The sequence below is a fragment of the Streptomyces sp. NPDC102406 genome, from assembly GCF_044765725.1.
In the GTDB taxonomy this organism is placed as follows: Bacteria; Actinomycetota; Actinomycetes; order Streptomycetales; family Streptomycetaceae; genus Streptomyces.
In genome coordinates, this window is record NZ_JBIWKP010000008.1 from 130283 (window position 1) to 149759 (window position 19477).

Consider the following 19477-nt stretch of genomic DNA (forward strand, 5'->3'; position numbering starts at 1 on the left):
ATCCGCTACGCCGCTACATCGCAGGTCAGCGGGGGTGTTTTTGTAGCGGAGGGGTGGCGTGTAGCGGCTACGCGTGCGCTACGCCGTAGCGGGTGTAGCCGCTACACGCTTCGGTGCCGCTACAGATTCAGGTGCTCTGAGCTGGGCTGTAGCGGCGTAGCGGCTGTAGCGGACTCCTGGGGAGGGGGCGGGCAGTACCGCGCCCAGGCGTCCGTCAGGTCCTCCGCGTGGAAGCCCTTGAGCACCCCGCCGGCGGTGCGGATGTTCCGGGAGCGGATGGGGGTGTTGTCGCCCGTCATGTACTCCCCGAGCATCCGGGCAAGGCGCCGGTTGTCGAAGGGTTTGCCGTCGAGGTCGGCCCACGGGGCGTCATCGAGGGCGTTGAGCCGGTCGAGGATGGCGATGGTGGGCAGCTTGTCGACGCCGATCAGGACGTGATCGCGCAGGTCGGTGAGCAGCCGGATGCCGAGACTGTGTTTGTCGGTGGTCTGTGCCGCCTTGACCAGCGTCACGCAGGCTTCCCGTGCTCGCTCGGGCCACGATCCGCCGATGGCGTCGGCGATGGCGAGCAGCGGTTCCCACACGTCGGCGGGGCGGTCGGTGACCCCCTCGGGCATGTCCGGCCACGCCCCCAGCACGAATCCCCGTGCCTGCTCGGCCCATGTGGCGAGCCGGTCGCGGAGCTTGTGCCCCTCGGCTTCGTGGAGGCGGGCGCGGAAGGGTTCGACGCGTTCGTTGCGGGCCCGGCGGCGCATACGGATGACGATGGAGCGCGTCAGGATCGTGTCCGGCAGCGATCCGAGCCCCGCGACCGCGACCGCGCAGTACGAGGGGAAGGCCTGCACGGTCTGGTTACCGCCGTCGCCGATGCACCGGTACGTCACTCCGGTGCGGCGGTGTCCGGCATTCAGGAAGCCGCGCAGGTCCTCGTTGTCCCCGGCCTTGGGGCCAAAGATCGTGTCGATCTCATCGAACAGGATCGTGGGCCGCCCGTCCGCTCCGGACACCGCCCGGAAGAGGGCGGCGGCGGATGCGTTGACCGCGACCATGGGATGCGGCACGAGCGTTTCCACGATCTCCAGGGCCCGCGACTTGCCCGACCCCGGTTCGGGGGACAGGAACGCGAGACGCGGTGTGGAGTCGAAGCAGTCGAGCAGGTGCGCGTGTGCGTCCCACAGGGCCACGGCGACGTATGCGGCGTCGGTGGGGAAGACGTTGAAGCGGCGGTGGAAGGCTTCCACCTCGTCCAGCAGTGCGGCGCCGTCGGTGTGGTCGGTCATGCGGCGGCCCTTCCTTCCTGGGGGTTGCGCAGGGGGCAGGCGGTGCGGTGGGCGGTGTGGTCGTCGATGAGGGCGAGCACCCGGCGGATGCCAACGGCGCTGCGGTCGCGTCCGCACGCGCACCACGAGGTGGCGGTGGGGATGGTGCCGCGACCGGGCGCGTTGATGGTCAGCCACGCGATGGGACGGCGCCCGTCGCCGCCGTGCGGGTCCATGCCACGAGCAGTGCGGACGCCTTCGGCGACCACCTTTCGGGCGCCCACCGCCGTCGTGTCCACAGCCTGTGGGGCGGCGTGCAGCCGTGCCCTGGTGGCGGGTTGGCCTTCCAAGGGGAGGCGGGGGGCGGTGGTCATGCTGCCTCCCGTGGCCGGACGGTGCGGGCGGAGCTGTCCAGGGCGCTGCGGATGGTGGTGCGGCACTCGGCCGGCGTGAGTCCGCTCGCCTCCCCCGCCCCTTGGAAGGCCTCCTCTGCCACGTGCCGGGGGAGGTCGCCCCACGCGACGAACCTGCCCACCTTGAACGCGCTGCGGTTCAACGTGGTGTTGCGCTGCGACTCGGGCGCCGCCGCGACGATGGCGCACTCAGCGTCGAGTGCGGCGAGTGCCGCACGGCTCCCGTCGACCGCAGGAAGCCTCAGAGGGGCCACAGATGGCCTAGGGGCCGGTTTCAGGATGGTTTGCATCCATTCGGGCAGTGGGAGCGCCACGGAGCCGCTGACGGCTTCGTAGGCTCCCGCCGGGGTGGTGCTGCCTGCCGCGACGACGTACCCGCCCCATGCCCGCGTGTCGATCAACTCGCCGATGGTGCCCGCCGTGTTGGCGTAGCGGACACCGTCGGGGGCGGTGAAGTACAGGTGGGTTCCGCCGCTCGCGGTCCGCACACGGTAGGTGTCGGGGACGGCGTGCCCGGCGCGCTCGCAGAGCGCCCCGAAGGTTGCCGCGCCGTCAGGCGCGTCCGCATTGCTCTTGTCCTTGGGCATGTCCAGGTCGAGGACGACCAGGCCGGAAGGGCCGGTGGCGATGCCGACGTTGAACGGGCCGGTGGACCATGCGGCGTGGATGCGGTCGGGGTCGGTGGTGGCGCGCTGCTCCCACTTCACATGCCCGTGCTCGCACGCTCCGGTGCGTGGGCAGACGCTCTCGCCGTGCAGTGCGGGCCGCTTGGTGCCGGGACGTAGCGGGAAGACGTGCCAGCCGTGTGCGGCGGCGTTCAGTGCGGCGGTGATCAGGTCGCCGGTCATGCCGCCACCCCCAGGGGGGATCGGACGGGGATGCCGGTGGGCACGGAGACGATGTGCGCGGCTAGCAGGGGCGGGACTGCGTTGCCAACCTGTTCGAACTGCTTGGTCCGGGTGCCGTGGAAGGGGTGATCGGCCGGGAACGATTGGAGGATCGCGGCCTCTTCGAGGGTCAGGTTGCGTTCCTCGACGCCGGCGCCCACCCACTTGCAGCGGTTCGCGGTGCCGGTGATGGTGAAGGAGGGCTCGCTGACCGCCCGCTCGTATCGTTCGACGCTGCCATCGGGCAGTTTCCAGCCCTGCCCGGAGCGGAGCTTCCAGGAACGGGCCCTACCGGTGAGCGCGTTGCTCGGGCGGTCGGCCGGGAATTCGTTGCCGCCGGGTGTGGTGCGCTCTCCGCGGGTGTTGATGGTGACGCCGGGCGGCAGGCTCAACGCGTCGGCCATGGACACCCAGGGGGCCTGGCACCCGCCGAACAGGTCGAGCGCCGGGCTCTTGGCGTGGGTCGGATCGGGTGCGCTCACAGCGCGGAGGCGGGAGGCCAGGAGAATGGCGCGCCTGCGGGTCTGCGGTACGCCGTAGTCGGCCGCGTTGAGGATGCCGATCCACACGCTGTAGCCCCAGCGGCGCAGGATGTCGGCGTACTGCTGGAACAGCGGGAGCACGTCGGGGACTTCTTCCAGGCACACCCACTCCGGGCGCAGGTCGTGCAGCCAGCGCATCGGCTCTGCGGCGAGCAGGGACCGCTTGTCCGTGCACTGGTCGAGGAGCGCGGCGCGGGCGTCGCGGCCATGGGCGAGGTCGGACACCGCCTGGTGGACGAGCGCTTGATCGGCGAGTCCGGCGCGTTTCCCGGCGCGGGACCAGGCCTGGCACGGGGGTGAGGCGATGAGCCCGGCGATGCGGCCCTTGAACGGGTCTGTCGGGTAGGCGGCAACGTCGGTCTGGATGGTCACGTGGCCGGCGGCGTGCGCAGTCCTGCACGCGGCGGTGTCCCACTCCAGGCCGATGTCGGCCAGGCCGAGCAGGCGCAGGCCCTCTGCCCAGCCTCCAGGCCCACGGAACAGTTCCACGATGCCGCTGGGGATCAGTTGATTGCCTGCTCCGGTCGAGGCCGCGTCAACCACGCTCAGACGCTGGGATGCGATCGGTACTCGCCTGATGTCGGTCGGTTCGGTCATGCTGGGTGTCTCCAGTCCTGTTGCAGGTGCTGGGTGACAAGGGCGGCCCCGCGACTTTGGCGAGACGTAGGGGGCCGCCCTTGGCGTAGCTAGGAGTCGTTCTTGCTCTTGGTGCAGGCGGGATAGTGCTCGCCGACGGTGCAGCGGTCGAAGTTCTCGACCGAGACCTTGAAGTCCTTGCGCTCACCGTTGGCGGTGCGCACAGTCAGGTAGTTGGGGCGCGTTTTGGTCGCGGAGTCCCAGCGGTTGTCTTTGGCGACGACGACACCGGGCGGCCCCTCGGGCAGGCAGCCGGTCAGCAGACCGACCCCTAAAGCGGTGATGCTCAGAGCGGCGCCGATACGGCGGGATACGGGCATGGCACGTGCTCCCCTCGGTTGGTCAGCTATGAAAGTGGTTGCGCTTGAAGACGGCCTTGCGGATGTTGACCGTGGTCCCGCCGCGCGAGGCACCCAGCACCTGCACCGCGATCCAACCGCCGAAGATGACGGCGGCCAGGATGATGAGCTGGTGGATGAGCGCGGCGAGTGCGGCGATGAACGTGGTGAGCAGCAGCAGCCCGCCGCATACCGCGAGGAAGCCGACCCCGCCGAGGGCGACGTTCACCGCAGCGCGGGAGACGGGCGGCTTGACCGCGAGGGGTTCGGGTTGGGCGGGGTTGAGGGCGTAGCCGGTGACGGCGCGTCCGTCGGGCAGGACGATGGTCTGCACGGTGGGGATGTAGCCGGGCTGCACGGCGACGACCGGAGCGGCCTGCACGTGCTGGATCGGGGCGGGCTGGTGAACGATGACGGGCGCTTCGGCGTGGGTGTGGTGGGCGGGTTCGGGCAGCATGCGGAATCCCTTCCGGGTGTGGGTCAGGGAGGCAGAGGCACCCCCTTGCAGGGGTGCTGTGGAGGTGGTTTCAGGGGTGCTGACCTGCACGCCTCCCTGACTCCCTGAACGATCATTTACGCAGGTCAGAGCCAGGGAGGCAGGACAGGGAGGGGATCAGGGAGTTCTCCCTGCCTCCCTGGCCCGCCGGGTGCTTGCCTCCCTTCACTCGGAGGCAGAAACGGAACCCTCGGTGTCGCGGTTGGAGAGAGCGCGGGCCACCCGCTCACGGCCCACGACCATGCGCCCGTCGGACTTGTACGGGTCGGCGCCAGCGTCCTCCAGGGCGCGTTTGAGGTCACCGAACGACCAGCGGCCGTAGGCGTTCTCGTTCAGGGCGGCGAGCCGTTGAAGCACGGTCTGGGTGAGCACGCGTGGCGCGTCGCCGACAACGGACGCGATGTCGGCCAGCGGGTCGCGTTCCTCGCCCCGTTCGATCACGGTCAGGGTAGTGACGCCGTCGCGCATCGCCTTGGCGCGGTCGGTGATGGCTTCGGCCGCGTCGTCGTCGATGTAGTGGGTGCGCACCGTGATGGACGACTGGCCGGCCGGGATGGCGATGCCGTCGGAGGCCACGACCAGGGTGCCCCGGTCCAGGCCGGGTCGGAGCAGGTTCGGGGCGGCGCCGCCGTCCACGGCCTTGTCTCCCAGCGCCATGCGGGCCTGTGATTCGGTACCCAGTGCGAGCGAGGCGCGGGTGTGGGCGCCTTCCCGCACGAGCTTGGGCAGGTTCTGGTCGGTGGGGTCCTGAGTGCCCTGCCACATCAGGACGTTGACCGCTCGCCCCTGGTTGTGAATCTTGCGCACGGCCATGAAGTAGCGGGAGTTGGCCTTGGAGCCGCCATACGGGCGCTTGTCATCGTCCTTGAGCGGGCACATGAACGCCACCTGCGCCTCATCCACCAGCACGATCAGCGGCGGGAACACCGTGCCGGGCGGCGCCTGGATACGGCGGTTCATCTCCTCCACGGCGCCCTCCACCATCTCGGTCACCTGGATGACGTGCTCATCCGTCGGCCCCTGGATCAGGGTGCGGGCGAGACCGTCGAACATGGCCCAGTCACCGACGCCCTTGAGGTCACCCATCAGGAACTCAACGGACTTGTCCAGCGCGAGCCACAGCGCGAGCGAGCGCAGGGCGACCGTCTTGCCCTGGTTGGACAAGCCCGTGATGAGCAGGTGGCGCTGATACAGGCTCAGTGCCGCTGCGTCGCCGCGCAGGTCCTGACCCCACGGCGCCTTGCCCTTGGCGTAGTCGGCGGTCAGGGTGTCGTCCGTGGTCAGCGGGGACGGGCCGATCGGCTCGTCCAGCGCACCGGAGTCGGCCACCCACAGCCGGACCGTGCGGGCCGCCTGCGGGATGGTGATGAACACCTCGTGCTCGTGGCGGGTCAGGTTCTCCGCCAGCTTCCGGCGCCGCTGTTGCACCTCGATCGTGGACACACCGGAGGGCAGGGTCACGTCGACTTCGACCCCGCATCCGGCAATCCGGATCGGGCCCAGCATCCCGGCCCCGGCGTCACCCATCTCCTTGATGGCGTTGCGCAGGGCGGGTACCCCCAGGTCACGCAGGGCCTTGACGACGATCGACGGTGTGATCGGTTCGCCCTCGCCGTTGCGGATGTTGTCCGGCAGTGCCCAGTAGGGGGCGGCCTGGGAGTTGCGGCCGACGGTCCACAGTCCGAGCAGGGCGAGGATCGGGCCGATCGTGATGAGCGGGCCCCACACGATCTGGACGATCCACAGCATGAGGCGGATGAAGTCGATGACCGCCATCAGCGGCGTGACCACATCGCCCACGTCCTTGGTGGCTACCGCCATGGCGATGCCGAGGACGAGGAGACCGCCGATGCCCAGACCGGTCCCCGCGGCGGCGCCCTTGGCCGCGTCGACGGGGGAGGTGAGCAGGTCCATGCGGCGGCGGTGGCGGGCCTCGCGGTAGCGCTGCCCGCGCTCCTCCCACTCGGCTGCCACCTCATAGTTCCCGGCCGCTTCGGCGGCGCGGAGCATGCGTTCGTAGCGGGATGCGGTGCGTCCGTCCCACGCGCGGCGGGCCACGATCTTCGTGCCCCCGGCCACATACATGGTGTGCCGCACGGCCAGGCGGCCGACCGTGCGGGTGTGCTCGTGCGTGACCGCGTGCCGGATCGCGCGTCCGGAACGCACCCACAGCGGCACCGGACGCGCGGGCGGTACCACCGTGAGGGTGGTCACCGAAGCATCCGGGGCGGAGGTCTCGACAGGGTTTTTATGCAGGTGAACGACGTTGTCACTCATGGGTGGTGTCTCCAGACAGCCCGCAGGCGGGCAGGAGGAACCAGGGCCCACGGCGGGCGGGCCCTGGTCAGGTGGGGTGGGGTCAGCGCAGGAGGCCGGCGGCGAGACGTTCGGTGTCGTACGCCTCGCGCTCGGCGACAGCCGAAGGGGTGTCGTGGCAGGTCACGCACATGCCGAGCGAGGCGGGGATGACGTATCCGGCATCCCGGCTGCACTCGGGGCAGGTGCGGCGGGCGGCGTTGGCCTTGGCCAGGGCCGCCCACCGTGCCGCCGTCATCGGCCGTACCGGCTTGGCGCGGTCGATGCGGTAGAGGTAGGCGACCAGCGGGCCCCGGCGACGCCGGGGCCGCTCCACCTGCGCGGCCACGTCCTGGCCGCCCGGACGTAGACCGAGGGCGCGGAGTTGGCGGTAGGTGGCCAAGCCGTCGGGGGCCAGGCGCCACCGGTAGACGGGCAGCGTGGCCATCAGGCGGCCTGCATGCCGCGTTCGGAGCGCAGGGTGTCGCGCAGCGTGCGGGCCTTCGCCGGGGACGTGTGAAGCTCACGGCGGATGCCTTCCGCCGTCAGCTTGTCGTCCGCCCATCCGGCCGTGGCCGTGCGCGCTTCGGCAAGCAGTTGCTCGGGGGTGCGCTTGGGACGGATCGGCTTCGCGGCATCCGGCACCCGGCCCGTGGCCCGACGCGGGCGACTCGATTCGGCGGCCACCGACCGGTGCTCGACCGGCGCGACGGGGGCCGGGGTGATCGAGGGGACAGGCTTGGTCGGCAAGGTCGACTTGAGGAAGCCCACCGCGACCGGTCGGGGCAGTTCCCGCACGTTCGCCGTGATCGGCGTCGGGGTCGATACCGGCAGGTCAGCCGTAGACCGTTTCATCTCGGTGTCGGTCGATTCCTCCGCATTCTTGGGATCGTCGATCGGGCGTTGCGCCTCGACCAGCGCGGCGGCCGATCGAGTGGCCTTGCGGTACAGATTGGGCGTCATGCCGGGAGTCGTGGCCCCGGTGTGGATCTGCCATGCCCGCGCCCACGCCTGCTCGGTGGTCAGCGATCCGAAGGGCGCGGCGGACAGCAGCCGATCGGCGATCCGGGCGACCCGGCGGTGATGCCACCGGCGCGTCCGGGCATGACGCCCGCGTTCGCGCCGGTCGTCATCTTCAGCGACCGCAGCCAGCGTGCACACCCACTGCCGGATCTCGAACAGCAGCGGCCCGAACAAGGTGACTGCCGCAAGCCCCCAACCGGCTGTCGTCGCGTCCGCGCCGGACAGGTTCGGCAGGTGCGCGCCATAGGTGTAGTTGATGGACGCGGCGAACCCGGCGGAAGCAACCACCAGCGCACGCAGCAGCCACCGCACCCGTGCGGCCAGGTGCCGGGAGTCGGCGTAAGCGACCCCGGCGGCCACCACCCACGCCGTGCCTTCCAACGCGAGCGGCAGAGGCAGCAGCATCGGTGAGATGCCCACGAAGTGCAGCACCTGTGCGGGCAGAGACGCGAGACCGGACGCCACGACCAGCGCCAGCGTGCCCCGCCGGTACACCTGCCCCGGCGTCAGGGACGCAGCACGACGTGCCGCCCGCTCCTGCCGCCGTTGCAGCCGCACCTCACGGTCCCGCTCCTGATCGGCGCGCGCCTGCTCCCGCAACCGAGCGGCCCGCTCATCGGCGGACCGCTCCCGCATCGCGCGGCGTTCCTCCGCCGCCGCAGCGTCGATGCGGCGCTGCTCGCGGTACTCGGCAACCGTGCTCATACCGCTCCCCCGAACGCGAACACGGCGGCCACGATCAGCAGGGCGCCGCCGATGCGGGTCAGGTCGATCGCGCGGCGCAGGGCGGTGAACTTGGTGACGGCGATGCGGGACAGGCCCGCGATGTCGGTGGCGATGTCGGTGGCCACCGCCTCCCGGATCTGTTCCGGGGTGAGCGTGGCCCACAGCGGGAAGCCGTGGCGGCCGGACAGGTTCGGCCGTACCGAGGACAGCAGCAGTGCGGCGGCGCCCAGCAGTACCGCGATCCCGGCAAGGCCGGGGACGAGTACGGCGGCGGTGAGCGGCAGGTTCTGGCTCGCGCTCCACACGCCGGCCAGGACGGCGCCGATGAAGGCCAGCAGGAGACTGGCCTTGCTGTCGGTGCGGGTGATCTCCGCCTTTACCTCGGCGTGCGCGGCGGGCAGGTCGCGGACGGTGGCGCTCATGCGGCACCTCCGGACAGGCCGGTCATGACCGGCCTGTTGAGCAGGGCGACGCGGGCGGCCAGGGCCCGGCGGCGGGCCCGGCGGATACGCCGCTCGTCCAGCTCGGTCGGTGTCCGGTCCAGGGTGACGATGTGCGCGTCGAGCAGGTCGACGTCCGCCAGAACGACGGGCATCTCCTGCTCGATCGCGGCCAGCTCCGCGTCGGTGGGCTCCATGAAGTCGGCGAACGCGGTAACAGCGTCCTGAACAGTGACGATGTGGTCCATGGGTCGTGTTCTCCCTAGCAGGTGGCAACGGCCCGAACAGAGCCCCCGGAGTGCCAGCTCCGGGGGCTCGCGCCGTTGAAGGTGATTTGAGCGAATGGACGGCGCGGTCAGCGCCGGTTGAATCCCGGGCAGCCGTTGACCATGTGGTCCACGCACTGCGGACAGTCACCCCGCAAGCCCCGGTGGGCCTTCGGGTCGTGCGCGTGCTGCCAGCACTGCGGGCACTCACGCTTGGGCACGGACATGGCCTTGGCCGACGTTCCAAACAGCCCCATGACAGGCTCCTTTTTGACTCGGCTCCCCTCGGCGCTGCTCGTGCGAGACGAGCAGCGGAGGCAACCGGTGCGGCGACTGCCGCGAGGTCGAAGCGCGGCCAGTGGCCGCGTGGTCCGCCTTTTCGACTCGGGGAGGCGGGGCCCACCTATGGAGTTCTCAATCGGTGCGCGCTCACTTCGTACTCCCCCCTGCGGGGTTTCCTCTGGGCGCTATCCGTGCAGGTCAAGCAGTGCAAAAGGGGTCCCTCCCCAACTTGCTTAGGGGGGGTTGCCGTCTCGCTTGTTAGGTACCGTAGGCAAACCTGCGGCTGCGCGCAACCCCCTCTCGCGATAGGGTTCGCTAGCCCCCCTAGGCGGAGATTGGAGCACTGTGCACGACGACATGAAGCGGGTCACTGACGTTGCGGTCCCGGTGGAGCGCGCTAAGGCCGCGATTGACCTGATGGCGACGTATCAGGCCTGGGTGTTGGAGTTGTCCCGCATCCGCCGCGAAGCCATCGAAGAGGCGCAGGCGTCAGGCATGACGCAAGCGGAAATCGCCGCAAAATTGGGCGTGAGTCGCGGGCGAGTCGGGCAACTAGCGTCCGCTGGGCCGCCCCCCGAGAGGGCGTTCTTCGGTACGAACCTGGTCACTGTGTCTCTCGGTGGGAAGCCCGAGGCGGATAAGGGGCCCGACGAGAACCCGAGTGCGGTCGTGGTGCAGGAAGACCTCGACAACTTCGAGCATCTGCGGAAGCTTCTCGGCGGCATGAAGCTTGAGGCTCAGTACGAGGTGATCCCGCCGACCGGCATCGTCAACCTCAACCGTGACAACCACGTCGTTATCTGCGGCCCTCGGTTGTCGCCCATTGTTGCCCAGGTGCTGGAGGGGGACGACAACCTGCGGTTTGAGAAGGATCGTGCCTGGCACCTGTTGGACCAGAGGACCGGCGATGAGTTCCGGTCCCCGATGGATGAGGACGGATCCGCAGGCGACTTCGGATATCTCGGACGCCTTCCGCGCCTAGACGGGCGCGGGACGTTCTTGTACATCGCCGGTATCCACGCCATCGGGGCGAACGGGGTCGTGCACTACTTGGAGCACAACTTGGCAGAGCTGTACAGGGAGGTTCGTACGAAGCGCTTCTCGACGCTGATCTCATGCCGCTACGACCCCGAGACGCTGGAAGTGCTGGAGAGCCGTCGCGTCACCCCGCTTTACCGACACGAAAGCTGATCATGCGCGTCTGCTTTGAAACGCAAGGTGGGGGAGCCAACCCCAACGAAGACTGGGTGGCCGGCACCCCCACACTCGCCGTGGTGCTGGACGGGCTCAGCACGGCTGGCCTACCCACGGGATGCCGTCATGGAGTCCCGTGGTACGTCGCCAACCTCGGGGGGTCTCTTCTAGCGGCCTTGGCAGACCTTGACCGGCCTCTATCGGAAGGCCTTGCCGATGCTCTCGAACGTGTAGCGGCGATGCATCCGAACTGTGATCTCAGTGATCCTGGGACGCCATCGGCCACGGTTGCAATCCTGCGGCACAACTACGGAACTATCGATCACCTAGTGCTGGCCGACTCACCGATCGTTCTCAATGGCACCAACGGCTACACCGTGATCACTGACCTTCGTGTGGACGACACCTTGCCCAGCCTGAGGGCTGAGGTCGAGAGTCACCAGACTCACACTCCAGGACATAGGGAAGCCCTACAGCGACTCGTGCTCGCTCAGCGGCAGGTCCGCAATACGCCAGAGGGATACTGGGTTGCTGCCGCCCGTCCAGAGGCGGCGGAGCACGCCCTGACCGGCACTATCTCCCTCCGAGACGTCCGGTCGGCTGCTGTCATGTCGGACGGTGTGTCGAGGCTGGTCACGGAATACGGCGCTGCGACCTGGGCTGATGTGTTCGCCACGCTCCAGGCCGGTGGGCCGCGGAAACTGATCGAGTCGGTGCGGGGAGTTGAGGCCACGGACCCCACGGGGATCCGATGGCCGCGCTACAAGTCCGGGGACGATGCTGCCGTGGCCTACTGCCAGTGGTGAACGCGGGGTCAACGACCGAACGCAGCACGGGTGCGTGGACGAGACCCCAGAGCCAAACCGGATGGGCTGACGGGGCCGTCGGTGGGCCGTCCGAGGGCGGCCCAGGTCGACCGACAACGGCCAACAACGACGGGAGGGGCGCGGCAACAGCCGCGCCCCTCCCGTTCGTTTGCCCAGCTAGACCCAAGTGTCCAGCCACATCCGCGACCGCCAGGAATCGATAGGGATGGCGTGGCCGGTGTAGATCGGCCAGAAGTAGATGAAGTTCCAGGCGATCAGCAGGACGAGCACCCCGGCGCCCGCCGCGCCGATCACCCGGCGCCGTTCGCTCGAACCCGGTCGGCCGATGATCGCGCCCAGCATCATCGCGAGCGCCAGGCACAGGAACGGTGCGAAGACGACCGCGTAGAAGTAGAAGATCGTCCGCTCCTGGTACTGGAACCAGGGCGCGTAGCCCGCGACCACGCCGCAGACGATCGCGCCCGCCCGCCAGTCGCGCCGGAAGAACCAGCGCCACAGGACGAACAGGAGCGCGAAGCAGGCCGCCCACCACAGCAGCGGGGTGCCGAGCGCGAGGACCTCGCGGGCGCACTTGTCGGCCGTGTCCGCCGGGCAGCCCTGTCGTCCGGCCGCCGGGGACTCGTAGAAGTAGGAGACCGGGCGGCCGTCGACCATCCAGCTCCAGGGGTTGGACTGGTAGGTGTGCGGCGAACTGAGGTGGGTGTTGAACTCCCAGACCTCGTGCTCGTAGTGCCACAGGCTGCGCACCCAGTCCGGCAGCCAGGTGAAGTGACCGCCCTTGCCCGCCGTCGCCGCCCAGTTGCGGAAATAGCCGCCGGAGCCGTCGCCAGGGGAGAGGATCCAGCCCAGCCACGAGAGGACGTACGTGGCGATCGCGACCGGGACCGTCGAGACGAACGCGGGCAGGACGTCCCGCTTGAGCACCGCGAGGTACGGGCGCCGCGCCCCGGCCACCCGCCGCGAACCGACGTCCCACAGCACCGACATCAGCGCGAACGCCGCCAGGTAGATGAACCCATTCCACTTCGTGCCGGCTGCCAGGCCCAGGCAGAGCCCGGCGAGCAGACGCCAGGGGCGCCACCCGAGGCGCAGGGTCTCGGCGATGTGCGCGTCGGGGCGGACCAGGCCGTGCGCGTCGACCGGCAGCGCCGCGGCCAGCCGCTCCCGGGCCCTGTCCCGGTCCACGACCAGGCAGCCGAAGGCCGCCACGACGAAGAAGACGAGGACCGAGTCGAGCAGCGCGGTGCGGCTCATCACGAACGCGAGGCCGTCCACCATGAGCAGCGCCCCGGCCAGGCAGCCCAGGAACGTGGAGCGGAACAGGCGCCGGCCGATCCGGCACACCATGAGCACGCACAGCGTCCCGAGGACCGCCGTCATGAACCGCCAGCCGAACGGGTCGAGGCCGAACAGCCACTCGCCGATCCCGATGACGTACTTGCCGACCGGCGGATGCACCACGTAGGAGGCGTCCGTCGGGACGGCGACGTGGCCGTTCTTCTGAAGGATCAGGTCGTTGGCGTTCTTGGCCCAGTTCACCTCGTAGCCGCGGTGGATGAGCGCCCACGCGTCCTTCGCGTAGTACGTCTCGTCGAATATCACCGCCTTCGGGCTGCCGAGGTTCCAGAACCGCAGCAGGCCCGCGACGAACGTGACGAGCAGCGGTCCCGCCCAGCCGAGGATCGCGTCGGCCCGCCCGGCGGTGAAGCGGCTCAGGCCGAACGACGCCCACAGCCGGGAGGACGGCGCGGGATGCGGTGGCACGAGGCGCGTCCGCACGTCGCCGCTGCTCTCCGGTGCCCGGTACCCGAACCGGCGCAGGCCGCGCAGCCACGCCGACGGCTGCCGCTCCCCGGCCAGGTCCTGCTCGGGCGGGGCGCTGGTCGGGGTCGGGTGGGACGACGACGCGGTACTGGTCACCGCGCCATCGTAGGGAACGGCGCTGTGCGAGTTCCATCCCCGCAGCGCCGGTCCGACCGACCCGGCCGGAGCGGTGCTGCGAGGATGGAACCGTGACAGGAAGCCCGGATTCCCCCCAGCCCGCCAAGACCGGAACGCTCGTGCTCGCGGGCACGCCCATCGGCGACGTCTCCGACGCGCCGCCGCGGCTCGCCCAGGAGCTGGCCGCCGCCGATGTCGTCGCCGCCGAGGACACCCGGCGCATGAAGCGGCTCACGCAGGCGCTCGGCGTGCAGGTCGGCGGGCGCGTCGTGTCGTACTTCGAGGGCAACGAGGCGGCCCGCACCCCCGAACTGGTCGAGGCCCTGGCGGGCGGCGCGCGCGTGCTGCTCGTCACCGACGCGGGCATGCCGTCGGTCTCCGACCCCGGGTACCGGCTCGTCGCCGCCGCGGTCGAGCGGGACATCCGGGTCACCGCCGTGCCGGGCCCTTCGGCCGTGCTGACGGCGCTCGCGCTGTCCGGCCTTCCCGTCGACCGGTTCTGCTTCGAGGGGTTCCTGCCGCGCAAGGCGGGCGAGCGGCTGAGCCGCCTGAAGGACGTCGCGGACGAGCGCCGCACCCTCGTCTACTTCGAGGCCCCGCACCGCCTCGACGACACGCTCGCCGCGATGGTCGAGGCGTTCGGCGCGACCCGCAGGGCCGCCGTGTGCCGGGAACTCACCAAGACGTACGAGGAAGTGCGGCGCGGGCCGCTGAAGGAACTCGCCGAATGGGCCGCCGACGGCGTACGGGGCGAGATCACCGTCGTCGTGGAGGGCGCCCCGGAGCGGTCGGGCGACGACCTCACCCCCGATGAGCTGGTACGCAGGGTGCGGGTGCGGGAGGAGGCGGGGGAACGGCGCAAGGAGGCGATCGCCGCGGTGGCCGCCGACGCGGGGCTACCCAAGCGGACGGTCTTCGATGCCGTGGTCGCGGCAAAGAATGCGGCGCGTCAGACCCCATGAGCGCGTAAAGGACCAACCGGAAAAGCAAAGCGAAGACCGGCTGCCGGGCCATTCAGGCAGGGAAATGCCAAATCGCCTCAAACAGTCGACAGGTCTTTTGCGCCCGGTCCGGCGGGGGCGTCCACTGGTTGAAGGGACGTACCCGTCCCCAGGCTGCCCACGGGCAGTGCTTGTCCAGCGGACAAGAGGAGCCGGAATGAGCGAGTTCGCAGTCTCCAAGGCGGCGACCGGTGCTGAGAAGATCCCCGCCCCGACTCACGGCGCGGCGATATCCGTCGTCCACGAGTCGTACTCCTTCGCCTGCATGCGGTGCGGGCACGGCTGGGAGCAGTCCTACGCGATAGAGCACCACGTCGACGGCGACGGTGCGCAGTTCGTGACCTACGTGGCGGACGGCGAGCGGGTGCCGTCGCCGCTGACCCGTCCCACCTGCCTGAACTGCGACGGCCACGTCGTACGGATCATGCGGGCCGGCCGGGTGTCCTCGGTGCTCGACGTGATGCACCCCAGGCACTCCGCGCCGCCCGCCGGTCCGGTGGAGGTTCCCGAGCCCGCGGCGGTCCCGGCCGCCGAGCGCCACCACTGGCACCTGTCCGATCTGCTGCACCCCTTCGGCCACCACAAGAAGGAAGCGTGAGCACGGCTTCGTAGGATCGGGGCATGAGCCCCGACCGTTCCAAGGACGCCACCCCTCCGCCGCTGCCCGCCCCCCTCGCGGTGGAGGTCGCCGACTCGCACACCCACCTCGACATGCAGGCGGGCACCGTCGAGGAGGGCCTCGCCAAGGCGGCGGCGGTCGGCGTGACGACCGTGGTGCAGGTGGGCTGCGACCTCGCCGGTTCGCGGTGGGCGGCCGAGACCGCCGAGGCGCACGCGCGCGTGCACGCGACCGTCGCCCTGCACCCGAACGAAGCCCCCCGCATCGTCCATGGCGACCCCGACAACTGGTCCCGGCAGGGCGCCCGGCAGCCGCTCGGTGACGCGGGGCTCGACGAGGCGCTCGCCGAGATCGACCGGCTCGCCGCGCTCCCGCAGGTCAAGGGGGTCGGCGAGACCGGACTCGACTACTTCCGCACCGGGCCCGACGGCAAGGCCGCCCAGGAGCGGTCCTTCCGGGCCCACATCGAGATGGCCAAACGGCACGGCAAGGCGCTGGTCATCCACGACCGCGAGGCGCACGAGGATGTGCTACGCGTCCTGAAGGAGGAGGGCGCCCCCGAACGCACCGTCTTCCACTGCTACTCGGGTGACGCCGCCATGGCCCAAGTCTGCGCGGCCGAGGGCTACTTCATGTCGTTCGCGGGCAACGTGACGTTCAAGAACGCGCAGCCCCTGCGGGACGCCCTCGCCGTGGCGCCCCTCGAACTCGTCCTCGTCGAGACGGACGCGCCGTTCCTGACCCCGGCCCCGTACCGCGGACGGCCTAACGCGCCGTATCTCATTCCGGTCACGCTCCGCGCGATGGCGGCGGTCAAGGGCATCACCGAGGAAGCCCTCGCGACGGCGGTCTCCGCCAACACCGCCCGCGCCTTCGGTTACTGACCGATAACGATCGGACCGGCTCACCTTCGGGCAGAGTCGCGACACTGAGTAGTCGCGCTGCTTTGGAGAGTGACCATCGCTCCGCTAGGTTCTGCTCGCCCGATCCGCCCCCGCCCGGGGGCGGGCCCCTGGAGCGCCTGGAGCGTCGTCGTGAGCAATACGCCGTACGAGACGTATGAGGACACGTACGCGACCGCGTACGAGAAGACGTACGTGGACCCGTACGGGCCGTACCGGCCGGGCCCCGCCGACGCACACGACACGTACCGCCCCGCCTACGAGTACGCGCACGAGCGGGCCACCGCCCCCACCGAGCCCCGCCTCCCGCACCAGACCCCGGGCCCCGCGCCCGCGAGAGCCGACCAGCCCGCCGACCGGCGCGCCGAGCGGCCCACCGGCCGGGCCGCCGCGCGCCGCGCCGCCCGCCGCAAGAAGACCGAGCAGCGCCCCGACACCCTGCGCAGACTGCTCCCGCAGGCGCTGGTCGTCGCGTTCCTCGCGGGCGGCACCACCGCGTTCGTCGCCGACGACAAGGCGATCACGCTCAGCGTGGACGGCAAGGAGCGCACCCTGCACACCTTCGCCGACGACGTCGGCGAACTCCTCGCCGACGAGGGCGTCGACGTCGACGCCCACGACATCGTGGCGCCCGGCCGGACCGCCGCCCTGGCCAGCGGCGACGAGGTCGCCGTCCGCTACGGCCGCCCCGTCAGGCTCACCCTCGACGGGCAGCGCCGCCAGGTGTGGACGACCGCCCGCACCGTCGACGGGGCGCTCAGACAGCTCGGCGTGCGGGCCGAGGGCGCGTACCTCTCCGTCTCCCGTTCCCAGCGCATCGCACGGCACGGCCTCGACCTCGACGTACGCACCGAGCGCAGCGTCACCGTCATGGCCGACGGGCGGCGCCGCACCCTGCGCACCAACGCGGCCACCGTCGGCGAGGCCCTCACCGAGGCCGGGATCGTGCTGCACGGCCAGGACACCACCTCCGCGCCCGCCGCGAGCTTCCCGCGCGACGGACAGACGATCACGGTGATGCGGGTGACCGGCACCAGGGAGGTGCGCGAGGAGCTGATCCCCTTCACGACCCACCGCACCCAGGACCCGTCGGCGTTCCGGGGCACGGAGGTCGTCACCCAGGCCGGTGAGCCCGGCCTGCGCCGGATCACCTACGCCGTGCGCACCGTCAACGGGGTCCGGCAACGGCCCCGCCGCGTCAGCACCGAGACGGTGCGCGAGCCGCGCCCGCAGCTCGTCCGGGTCGGTACGCGCCCCATGCCCGACGCCGTCACCGGCGCCGACACCCTGAACTGGTCCTCGCTGGCCGCCTGCGAGTCCGGCGGCCGGCCCACCGCGACCGACGCCACCGGCACCTACGGCGGCCTCTATCAGTTCGACACGCAGACCTGGCACAGCCTCGGCGGCTCCGGCCGCCCCCAGGACGCGCCCGCCGCCGAACAGACGTACCGGGCGAAGAAGCTGTACGTGCGGCGCGGCGCGAGCCCCTGGCCGCACTGCGGGCCCCGCCTGCACGGGTGAACCCGGGGCGGGAGTGACCCGTACCCTTGAACGGTGAGCACCCCTGACCCCCAAGGCCCCCTGTTCGGCGCGGCCGACATCCGCGAACTGGCCGCCGCCCTCGGCGTCCGCCCCACCAAGCAGCGCGGCCAGAACTTCGTCATCGACGCCAACACGGTCCGCCGGATCGTCCGCACCGCGGAGGTCACCGCGGACGACGTGGTCCTCGAGGTCGGCCCCGGACTCGGCTCGCTCACCCTCGCGCTGCTCGACGTGGCCCGGCACGTGACGGCCGTCGAGATCGACGACACGCTCGCCGCCGCGCTGCCCGCCACGATCGCGGCCCGCATCCCGGCCAAGAAGGACGTCTTCGACCTGGTCAACATGGACGCCATGCAGGTCACCGCGTTGCCGGGCCCGGCGCCGACCGCCCTCGTCGCGAACCTGCCGTACAACGTGGCGGTCCCCGTCCTGCTGCACATGCTCGACACCTTCCCGACCATCGAGCGCACCCTCGTCATGGTCCAGGCCGAGGTCGCCGACCGGCTCGCCGCGGGCCCCGGCTCGCGCGTCTACGGCGTCCCCTCCGTCAAGGCCAACTGGTACGCCGAGGTCAAGCGCGCCGGCAGCATCGGACGCAACGTCTTCTGGCCCGCCCCGAACGTCGACAGCGGCCTCGTCGCCCTCGTCCGCCGGGCCGAGCCGATCGCCACGACCGCGTCCAGGGAAGAGGTCTTCGCGGTCGTCGACGCCGCCTTCGCCCAGCGCCGCAAGACGCTGCGCGCCGCCCTCGCCGGATGGGCCGGTTCCGCCGCCGCGGCCGAGGCCGCCCTGGTCGCGGCCGGGGTGTCGCCGCAGGCCCGCGGCGAGGCGCTGACCGTCGAGGAGTTCGCGCGGATCGCGGAGGCTCGTTCCTCGAAGGGCGGCGCCGCGTGAGCGTGACCGTACGCGTCCCCGCCAAGGTCAACGTCCAGCTCGCGGTGGGCCCCGCCCGCCCCGACGGCTTCCACGACCTCGCCAACGTCTTCCTCGCCGTCGGCCTGTACGACGAGGTGACGGTGGAGCCCGCCGACTCCCTCACCCTCACGTGCACGGGCCCCGGGTCCGACCAGGTCCCCCTGGACCGTACGAACCTGGCGGCGCGCGCCGCGATCGCGCTGGCCGCACGGCACGGGCTCGGCGACCCGAAGGTACGCATCCACATCGCCAAGGACATCCCCGTGGCCGGTGGCATGGCGGGCGGCTCCGCCGACGCGGCCGGCGCCCTCGTGGCCTGCGACGCGCTGTGGGGCACCGGGGCCTCGCGGGAAGAACTCCTCGCCCTCTGCGCCGAGTTGGGCAGCGACGTCCCGTTCAGCCTGGTCGGCGGGGCGGCGCTCGGCACCGGACGCGGCGAGCTGCTTCAGCCCCTGGAGGTGGGCGGGGAGTTCTGGTGGGTGTTCGCGGTCGCGGACGGCGGCCTCTCCACGCCCGCGGTCTACCGGGAGTTCGACCGGCTGAGCCCCGCGGCCCCGGAGCCCGTCGCCTCCGCCGCGCTTGTGGAGGCGCTGCGCGCCGGTGACGCGGCGGCCCTCGCCGCGACCGTCTCCAACGACCTCCAGCCCGCCGCGCTCTCCCTCTTCCCGTCCCTGAAGGCCACGCTCGACGCGGGCGCCCGTGGCGGGGCCCTCGCCTCCCTGGTCTCGGGGTCCGGCCCGACGACCGCGTTCCTCGCGGCGGACGAAGAGGCCGCCCGCGGGATCGCCGACGCGCTGGCCGCCTCCGGGACGTGCCGCGCCGTACGGGTGGCGCCGTCCCCGGCCCCGGGCGCGACCCTGCGCTAGCACTGCCGCGCCCTCCGCCGTGGCTGCCGCGCCACCGGCCCGCGGTCGCCCACGCTCCCGCGTCCCC

Annotated in this window: 21 protein-coding genes; 8 read left to right on the forward strand and 13 right to left on the reverse strand. The window is 71.1% G+C overall.

Annotation, left to right across the window (positions count from 1 at the left end; genetic code table 11):
* Positions 1-119: 119 nt before the first annotated feature.
* The 12 genes from ACIRF8_RS28060 to ACIRF8_RS28115 all read right to left on the reverse strand — a co-directional run bounded on the left by ACIRF8_RS28060 (position 120) and on the right by ACIRF8_RS28115 (position 9578).
* Positions 120-1280 (reverse strand): DUF3631 domain-containing protein, encoded by a 1161-nt coding sequence (locus ACIRF8_RS28060; RefSeq protein ID WP_404219034.1) that lies wholly within the window; start codon positions 1278-1280, stop codon positions 120-122.
* The gene (locus ACIRF8_RS28065; protein WP_404219036.1) at positions 1277-1633 is read right to left on the reverse strand and encodes a hypothetical protein; all 357 of its coding nucleotides are present in this window, start codon (positions 1631-1633) and stop codon (positions 1277-1279) included. Before ACIRF8_RS28065 ends, ACIRF8_RS28060 begins: the two co-directional genes overlap by 4 nt.
* Positions 1630-2520, reverse strand: coding sequence for a bifunctional DNA primase/polymerase (locus ACIRF8_RS28070; RefSeq protein ID WP_404219039.1), 891 nt, complete (start codon positions 2518-2520; stop codon positions 1630-1632). Before ACIRF8_RS28070 ends, ACIRF8_RS28065 begins: the two co-directional genes overlap by 4 nt.
* Positions 2517-3644, reverse strand: a complete 1128-nt coding sequence (locus ACIRF8_RS28075; protein ID WP_404219041.1) for a DNA cytosine methyltransferase — start codon at positions 3642-3644, stop codon at positions 2517-2519. The genes ACIRF8_RS28070 and ACIRF8_RS28075 overlap by 4 nt, the downstream gene beginning before the upstream one ends.
* Positions 3645-3787: 143 nt before the next feature.
* Positions 3788-4057, reverse strand: coding sequence for a hypothetical protein (locus ACIRF8_RS28080; RefSeq protein WP_404219043.1), 270 nt, complete (start codon positions 4055-4057; stop codon positions 3788-3790).
* A 22-nt stretch (positions 4058-4079) separates the two neighbouring features.
* Positions 4080-4532 carry a hypothetical protein gene (locus ACIRF8_RS28085; RefSeq protein WP_404219045.1) on the reverse strand — a complete coding sequence of 151 codons (453 nt, stop codon included), beginning with the start codon at positions 4530-4532 and terminating at the stop codon, positions 4080-4082.
* 204 nt (positions 4533-4736) lie between these two features.
* Entirely contained in the window at positions 4737-6848 is a 2112-nt protein-coding gene (locus ACIRF8_RS28090; protein WP_404219047.1) for an FtsK/SpoIIIE domain-containing protein, read from the reverse strand.
* Positions 6849-6930: 82 nt separating this feature from the next.
* The gene (locus tag ACIRF8_RS28095) at positions 6931-7314 is read right to left on the reverse strand and encodes an RRQRL motif-containing zinc-binding protein (RefSeq protein WP_404219049.1); all 384 of its coding nucleotides are present in this window, start codon (positions 7312-7314) and stop codon (positions 6931-6933) included.
* A complete protein-coding gene (locus ACIRF8_RS28100) occupies positions 7314-8594 on the reverse strand; it encodes a hypothetical protein (RefSeq protein ID WP_404219051.1) in 1281 nt (426 codons plus the stop codon). The genes ACIRF8_RS28095 and ACIRF8_RS28100 overlap by 1 nt, the downstream gene beginning before the upstream one ends.
* A complete protein-coding gene (locus ACIRF8_RS28105; protein WP_404219053.1) occupies positions 8591-9037 on the reverse strand; it encodes a Pycsar system effector family protein in 447 nt (148 codons plus the stop codon). The genes ACIRF8_RS28100 and ACIRF8_RS28105 overlap by 4 nt, the downstream gene beginning before the upstream one ends.
* Positions 9034-9303 carry a DUF6284 family protein gene (locus ACIRF8_RS28110; protein ID WP_404219055.1) on the reverse strand — a complete coding sequence of 90 codons (270 nt, stop codon included), beginning with the start codon at positions 9301-9303 and terminating at the stop codon, positions 9034-9036. Before ACIRF8_RS28110 ends, ACIRF8_RS28105 begins: the two co-directional genes overlap by 4 nt.
* A gap of 107 nt (positions 9304-9410) precedes the next feature.
* Positions 9411-9578: a pRL2-8 gene (locus ACIRF8_RS28115; RefSeq protein WP_404219057.1), complete on the reverse strand. Its 168-nt coding sequence runs from the start codon at positions 9576-9578 to the stop codon at positions 9411-9413.
* 370 nt (positions 9579-9948) lie between these two features.
* On the opposite strand from ACIRF8_RS28115, the gene ACIRF8_RS28120 reads away from it, so the two are divergent.
* Together ACIRF8_RS28120 and ACIRF8_RS28125 are read left to right on the forward strand one after the other, a co-directional pair.
* The gene (locus ACIRF8_RS28120; RefSeq protein ID WP_404219059.1) at positions 9949-10794 is read left to right on the forward strand and encodes a sigma factor-like helix-turn-helix DNA-binding protein; all 846 of its coding nucleotides are present in this window, start codon (positions 9949-9951) and stop codon (positions 10792-10794) included.
* A 179-nt stretch (positions 10795-10973) separates the two neighbouring features.
* On the forward strand, positions 10974-11603 hold the full coding sequence (locus ACIRF8_RS28125; protein ID WP_404219061.1) for a hypothetical protein: 630 nt from the start codon (positions 10974-10976) through the stop codon (positions 11601-11603).
* A 177-nt stretch (positions 11604-11780) separates the two neighbouring features.
* Here ACIRF8_RS28125 and ACIRF8_RS28130 read toward each other — a convergent pair whose 3' ends face one another.
* Positions 11781-13544 (reverse strand): dolichyl-phosphate-mannose--protein mannosyltransferase, encoded by a 1764-nt coding sequence (locus tag ACIRF8_RS28130; RefSeq protein WP_404219064.1) that lies wholly within the window; start codon positions 13542-13544, stop codon positions 11781-11783.
* A 92-nt stretch (positions 13545-13636) separates the two neighbouring features.
* On the opposite strand from ACIRF8_RS28130, the gene rsmI reads away from it, so the two are divergent.
* From rsmI to ACIRF8_RS28160, 6 genes are all read left to right on the forward strand, one after another.
* Positions 13637-14527 carry a 16S rRNA (cytidine(1402)-2'-O)-methyltransferase gene (gene rsmI / locus ACIRF8_RS28135; RefSeq protein WP_404219066.1) on the forward strand — a complete coding sequence of 297 codons (891 nt, stop codon included), beginning with the start codon at positions 13637-13639 and terminating at the stop codon, positions 14525-14527.
* Between the two features lie 196 nt (positions 14528-14723).
* Positions 14724-15164: a hypothetical protein gene (locus ACIRF8_RS28140; RefSeq protein ID WP_404219068.1), complete on the forward strand. Its 441-nt coding sequence runs from the start codon at positions 14724-14726 to the stop codon at positions 15162-15164.
* A gap of 23 nt (positions 15165-15187) precedes the next feature.
* Positions 15188-16069: a TatD family hydrolase gene (locus ACIRF8_RS28145; protein ID WP_404219070.1), complete on the forward strand. Its 882-nt coding sequence runs from the start codon at positions 15188-15190 to the stop codon at positions 16067-16069.
* Positions 16070-16219: 150 nt separating this feature from the next.
* On the forward strand, positions 16220-17608 hold the full coding sequence (locus ACIRF8_RS28150) for a ubiquitin-like domain-containing protein (protein ID WP_404219072.1): 1389 nt from the start codon (positions 16220-16222) through the stop codon (positions 17606-17608).
* Between the two features lie 33 nt (positions 17609-17641).
* Complete coding sequence (rsmA, locus tag ACIRF8_RS28155) at positions 17642-18523, forward strand: 16S rRNA (adenine(1518)-N(6)/adenine(1519)-N(6))-dimethyltransferase RsmA (RefSeq protein WP_404219074.1); 882 nt, start codon at positions 17642-17644, stop codon at positions 18521-18523.
* Positions 18520-19410 carry a 4-(cytidine 5'-diphospho)-2-C-methyl-D-erythritol kinase gene (locus ACIRF8_RS28160; protein ID WP_404219076.1) on the forward strand — a complete coding sequence of 297 codons (891 nt, stop codon included), beginning with the start codon at positions 18520-18522 and terminating at the stop codon, positions 19408-19410. The genes rsmA and ACIRF8_RS28160 overlap by 4 nt, the downstream gene beginning before the upstream one ends.
* The last annotated feature ends 67 nt before the right edge of the window (positions 19411-19477 follow it).

Excerpts from the sequence above, each read along its gene's own strand:
- ACIRF8_RS28110 (WP_404219055.1), bottom strand. The coding sequence starts at position 9,303 with ATGGACCACATCGTCACTGTTCAGGACGCTGTTACCGCGTTCGCCGAC.
- ACIRF8_RS28065 (WP_404219036.1), bottom strand. The coding sequence starts at position 1,633 with ATGACCACCGCCCCCCGCCTCCCCTTGGAAGGCCAACCCGCCACCAGG.
- ACIRF8_RS28105 (WP_404219053.1), bottom strand. The coding sequence starts at position 9,037 with ATGAGCGCCACCGTCCGCGACCTGCCCGCCGCGCACGCCGAGGTAAAG.
- ACIRF8_RS28060 (WP_404219034.1), bottom strand. The coding sequence starts at position 1,280 with ATGACCGACCACACCGACGGCGCCGCACTGCTGGACGAGGTGGAAGCC.
- ACIRF8_RS28145 (WP_404219070.1), top strand. The coding sequence starts at position 15,188 with ATGAGCCCCGACCGTTCCAAGGACGCCACCCCTCCGCCGCTGCCCGCC.
- ACIRF8_RS28140 (WP_404219068.1), top strand. The coding sequence starts at position 14,724 with ATGAGCGAGTTCGCAGTCTCCAAGGCGGCGACCGGTGCTGAGAAGATC.
- ACIRF8_RS28115 (WP_404219057.1), bottom strand. The coding sequence starts at position 9,578 with ATGGGGCTGTTTGGAACGTCGGCCAAGGCCATGTCCGTGCCCAAGCGT.
- ACIRF8_RS28095 (WP_404219049.1), bottom strand. The coding sequence starts at position 7,314 with ATGGCCACGCTGCCCGTCTACCGGTGGCGCCTGGCCCCCGACGGCTTG.
- ACIRF8_RS28090 (WP_404219047.1), bottom strand. The coding sequence starts at position 6,848 with ATGAGTGACAACGTCGTTCACCTGCATAAAAACCCTGTCGAGACCTCC.
- ACIRF8_RS28100 (WP_404219051.1), bottom strand. The coding sequence starts at position 8,594 with ATGAGCACGGTTGCCGAGTACCGCGAGCAGCGCCGCATCGACGCTGCG.
- ACIRF8_RS28080 (WP_404219043.1), bottom strand. The coding sequence starts at position 4,057 with ATGCCCGTATCCCGCCGTATCGGCGCCGCTCTGAGCATCACCGCTTTA.
- ACIRF8_RS28070 (WP_404219039.1), bottom strand. The coding sequence starts at position 2,520 with ATGACCGGCGACCTGATCACCGCCGCACTGAACGCCGCCGCACACGGC.
- ACIRF8_RS28085 (WP_404219045.1), bottom strand. The coding sequence starts at position 4,532 with ATGCTGCCCGAACCCGCCCACCACACCCACGCCGAAGCGCCCGTCATC.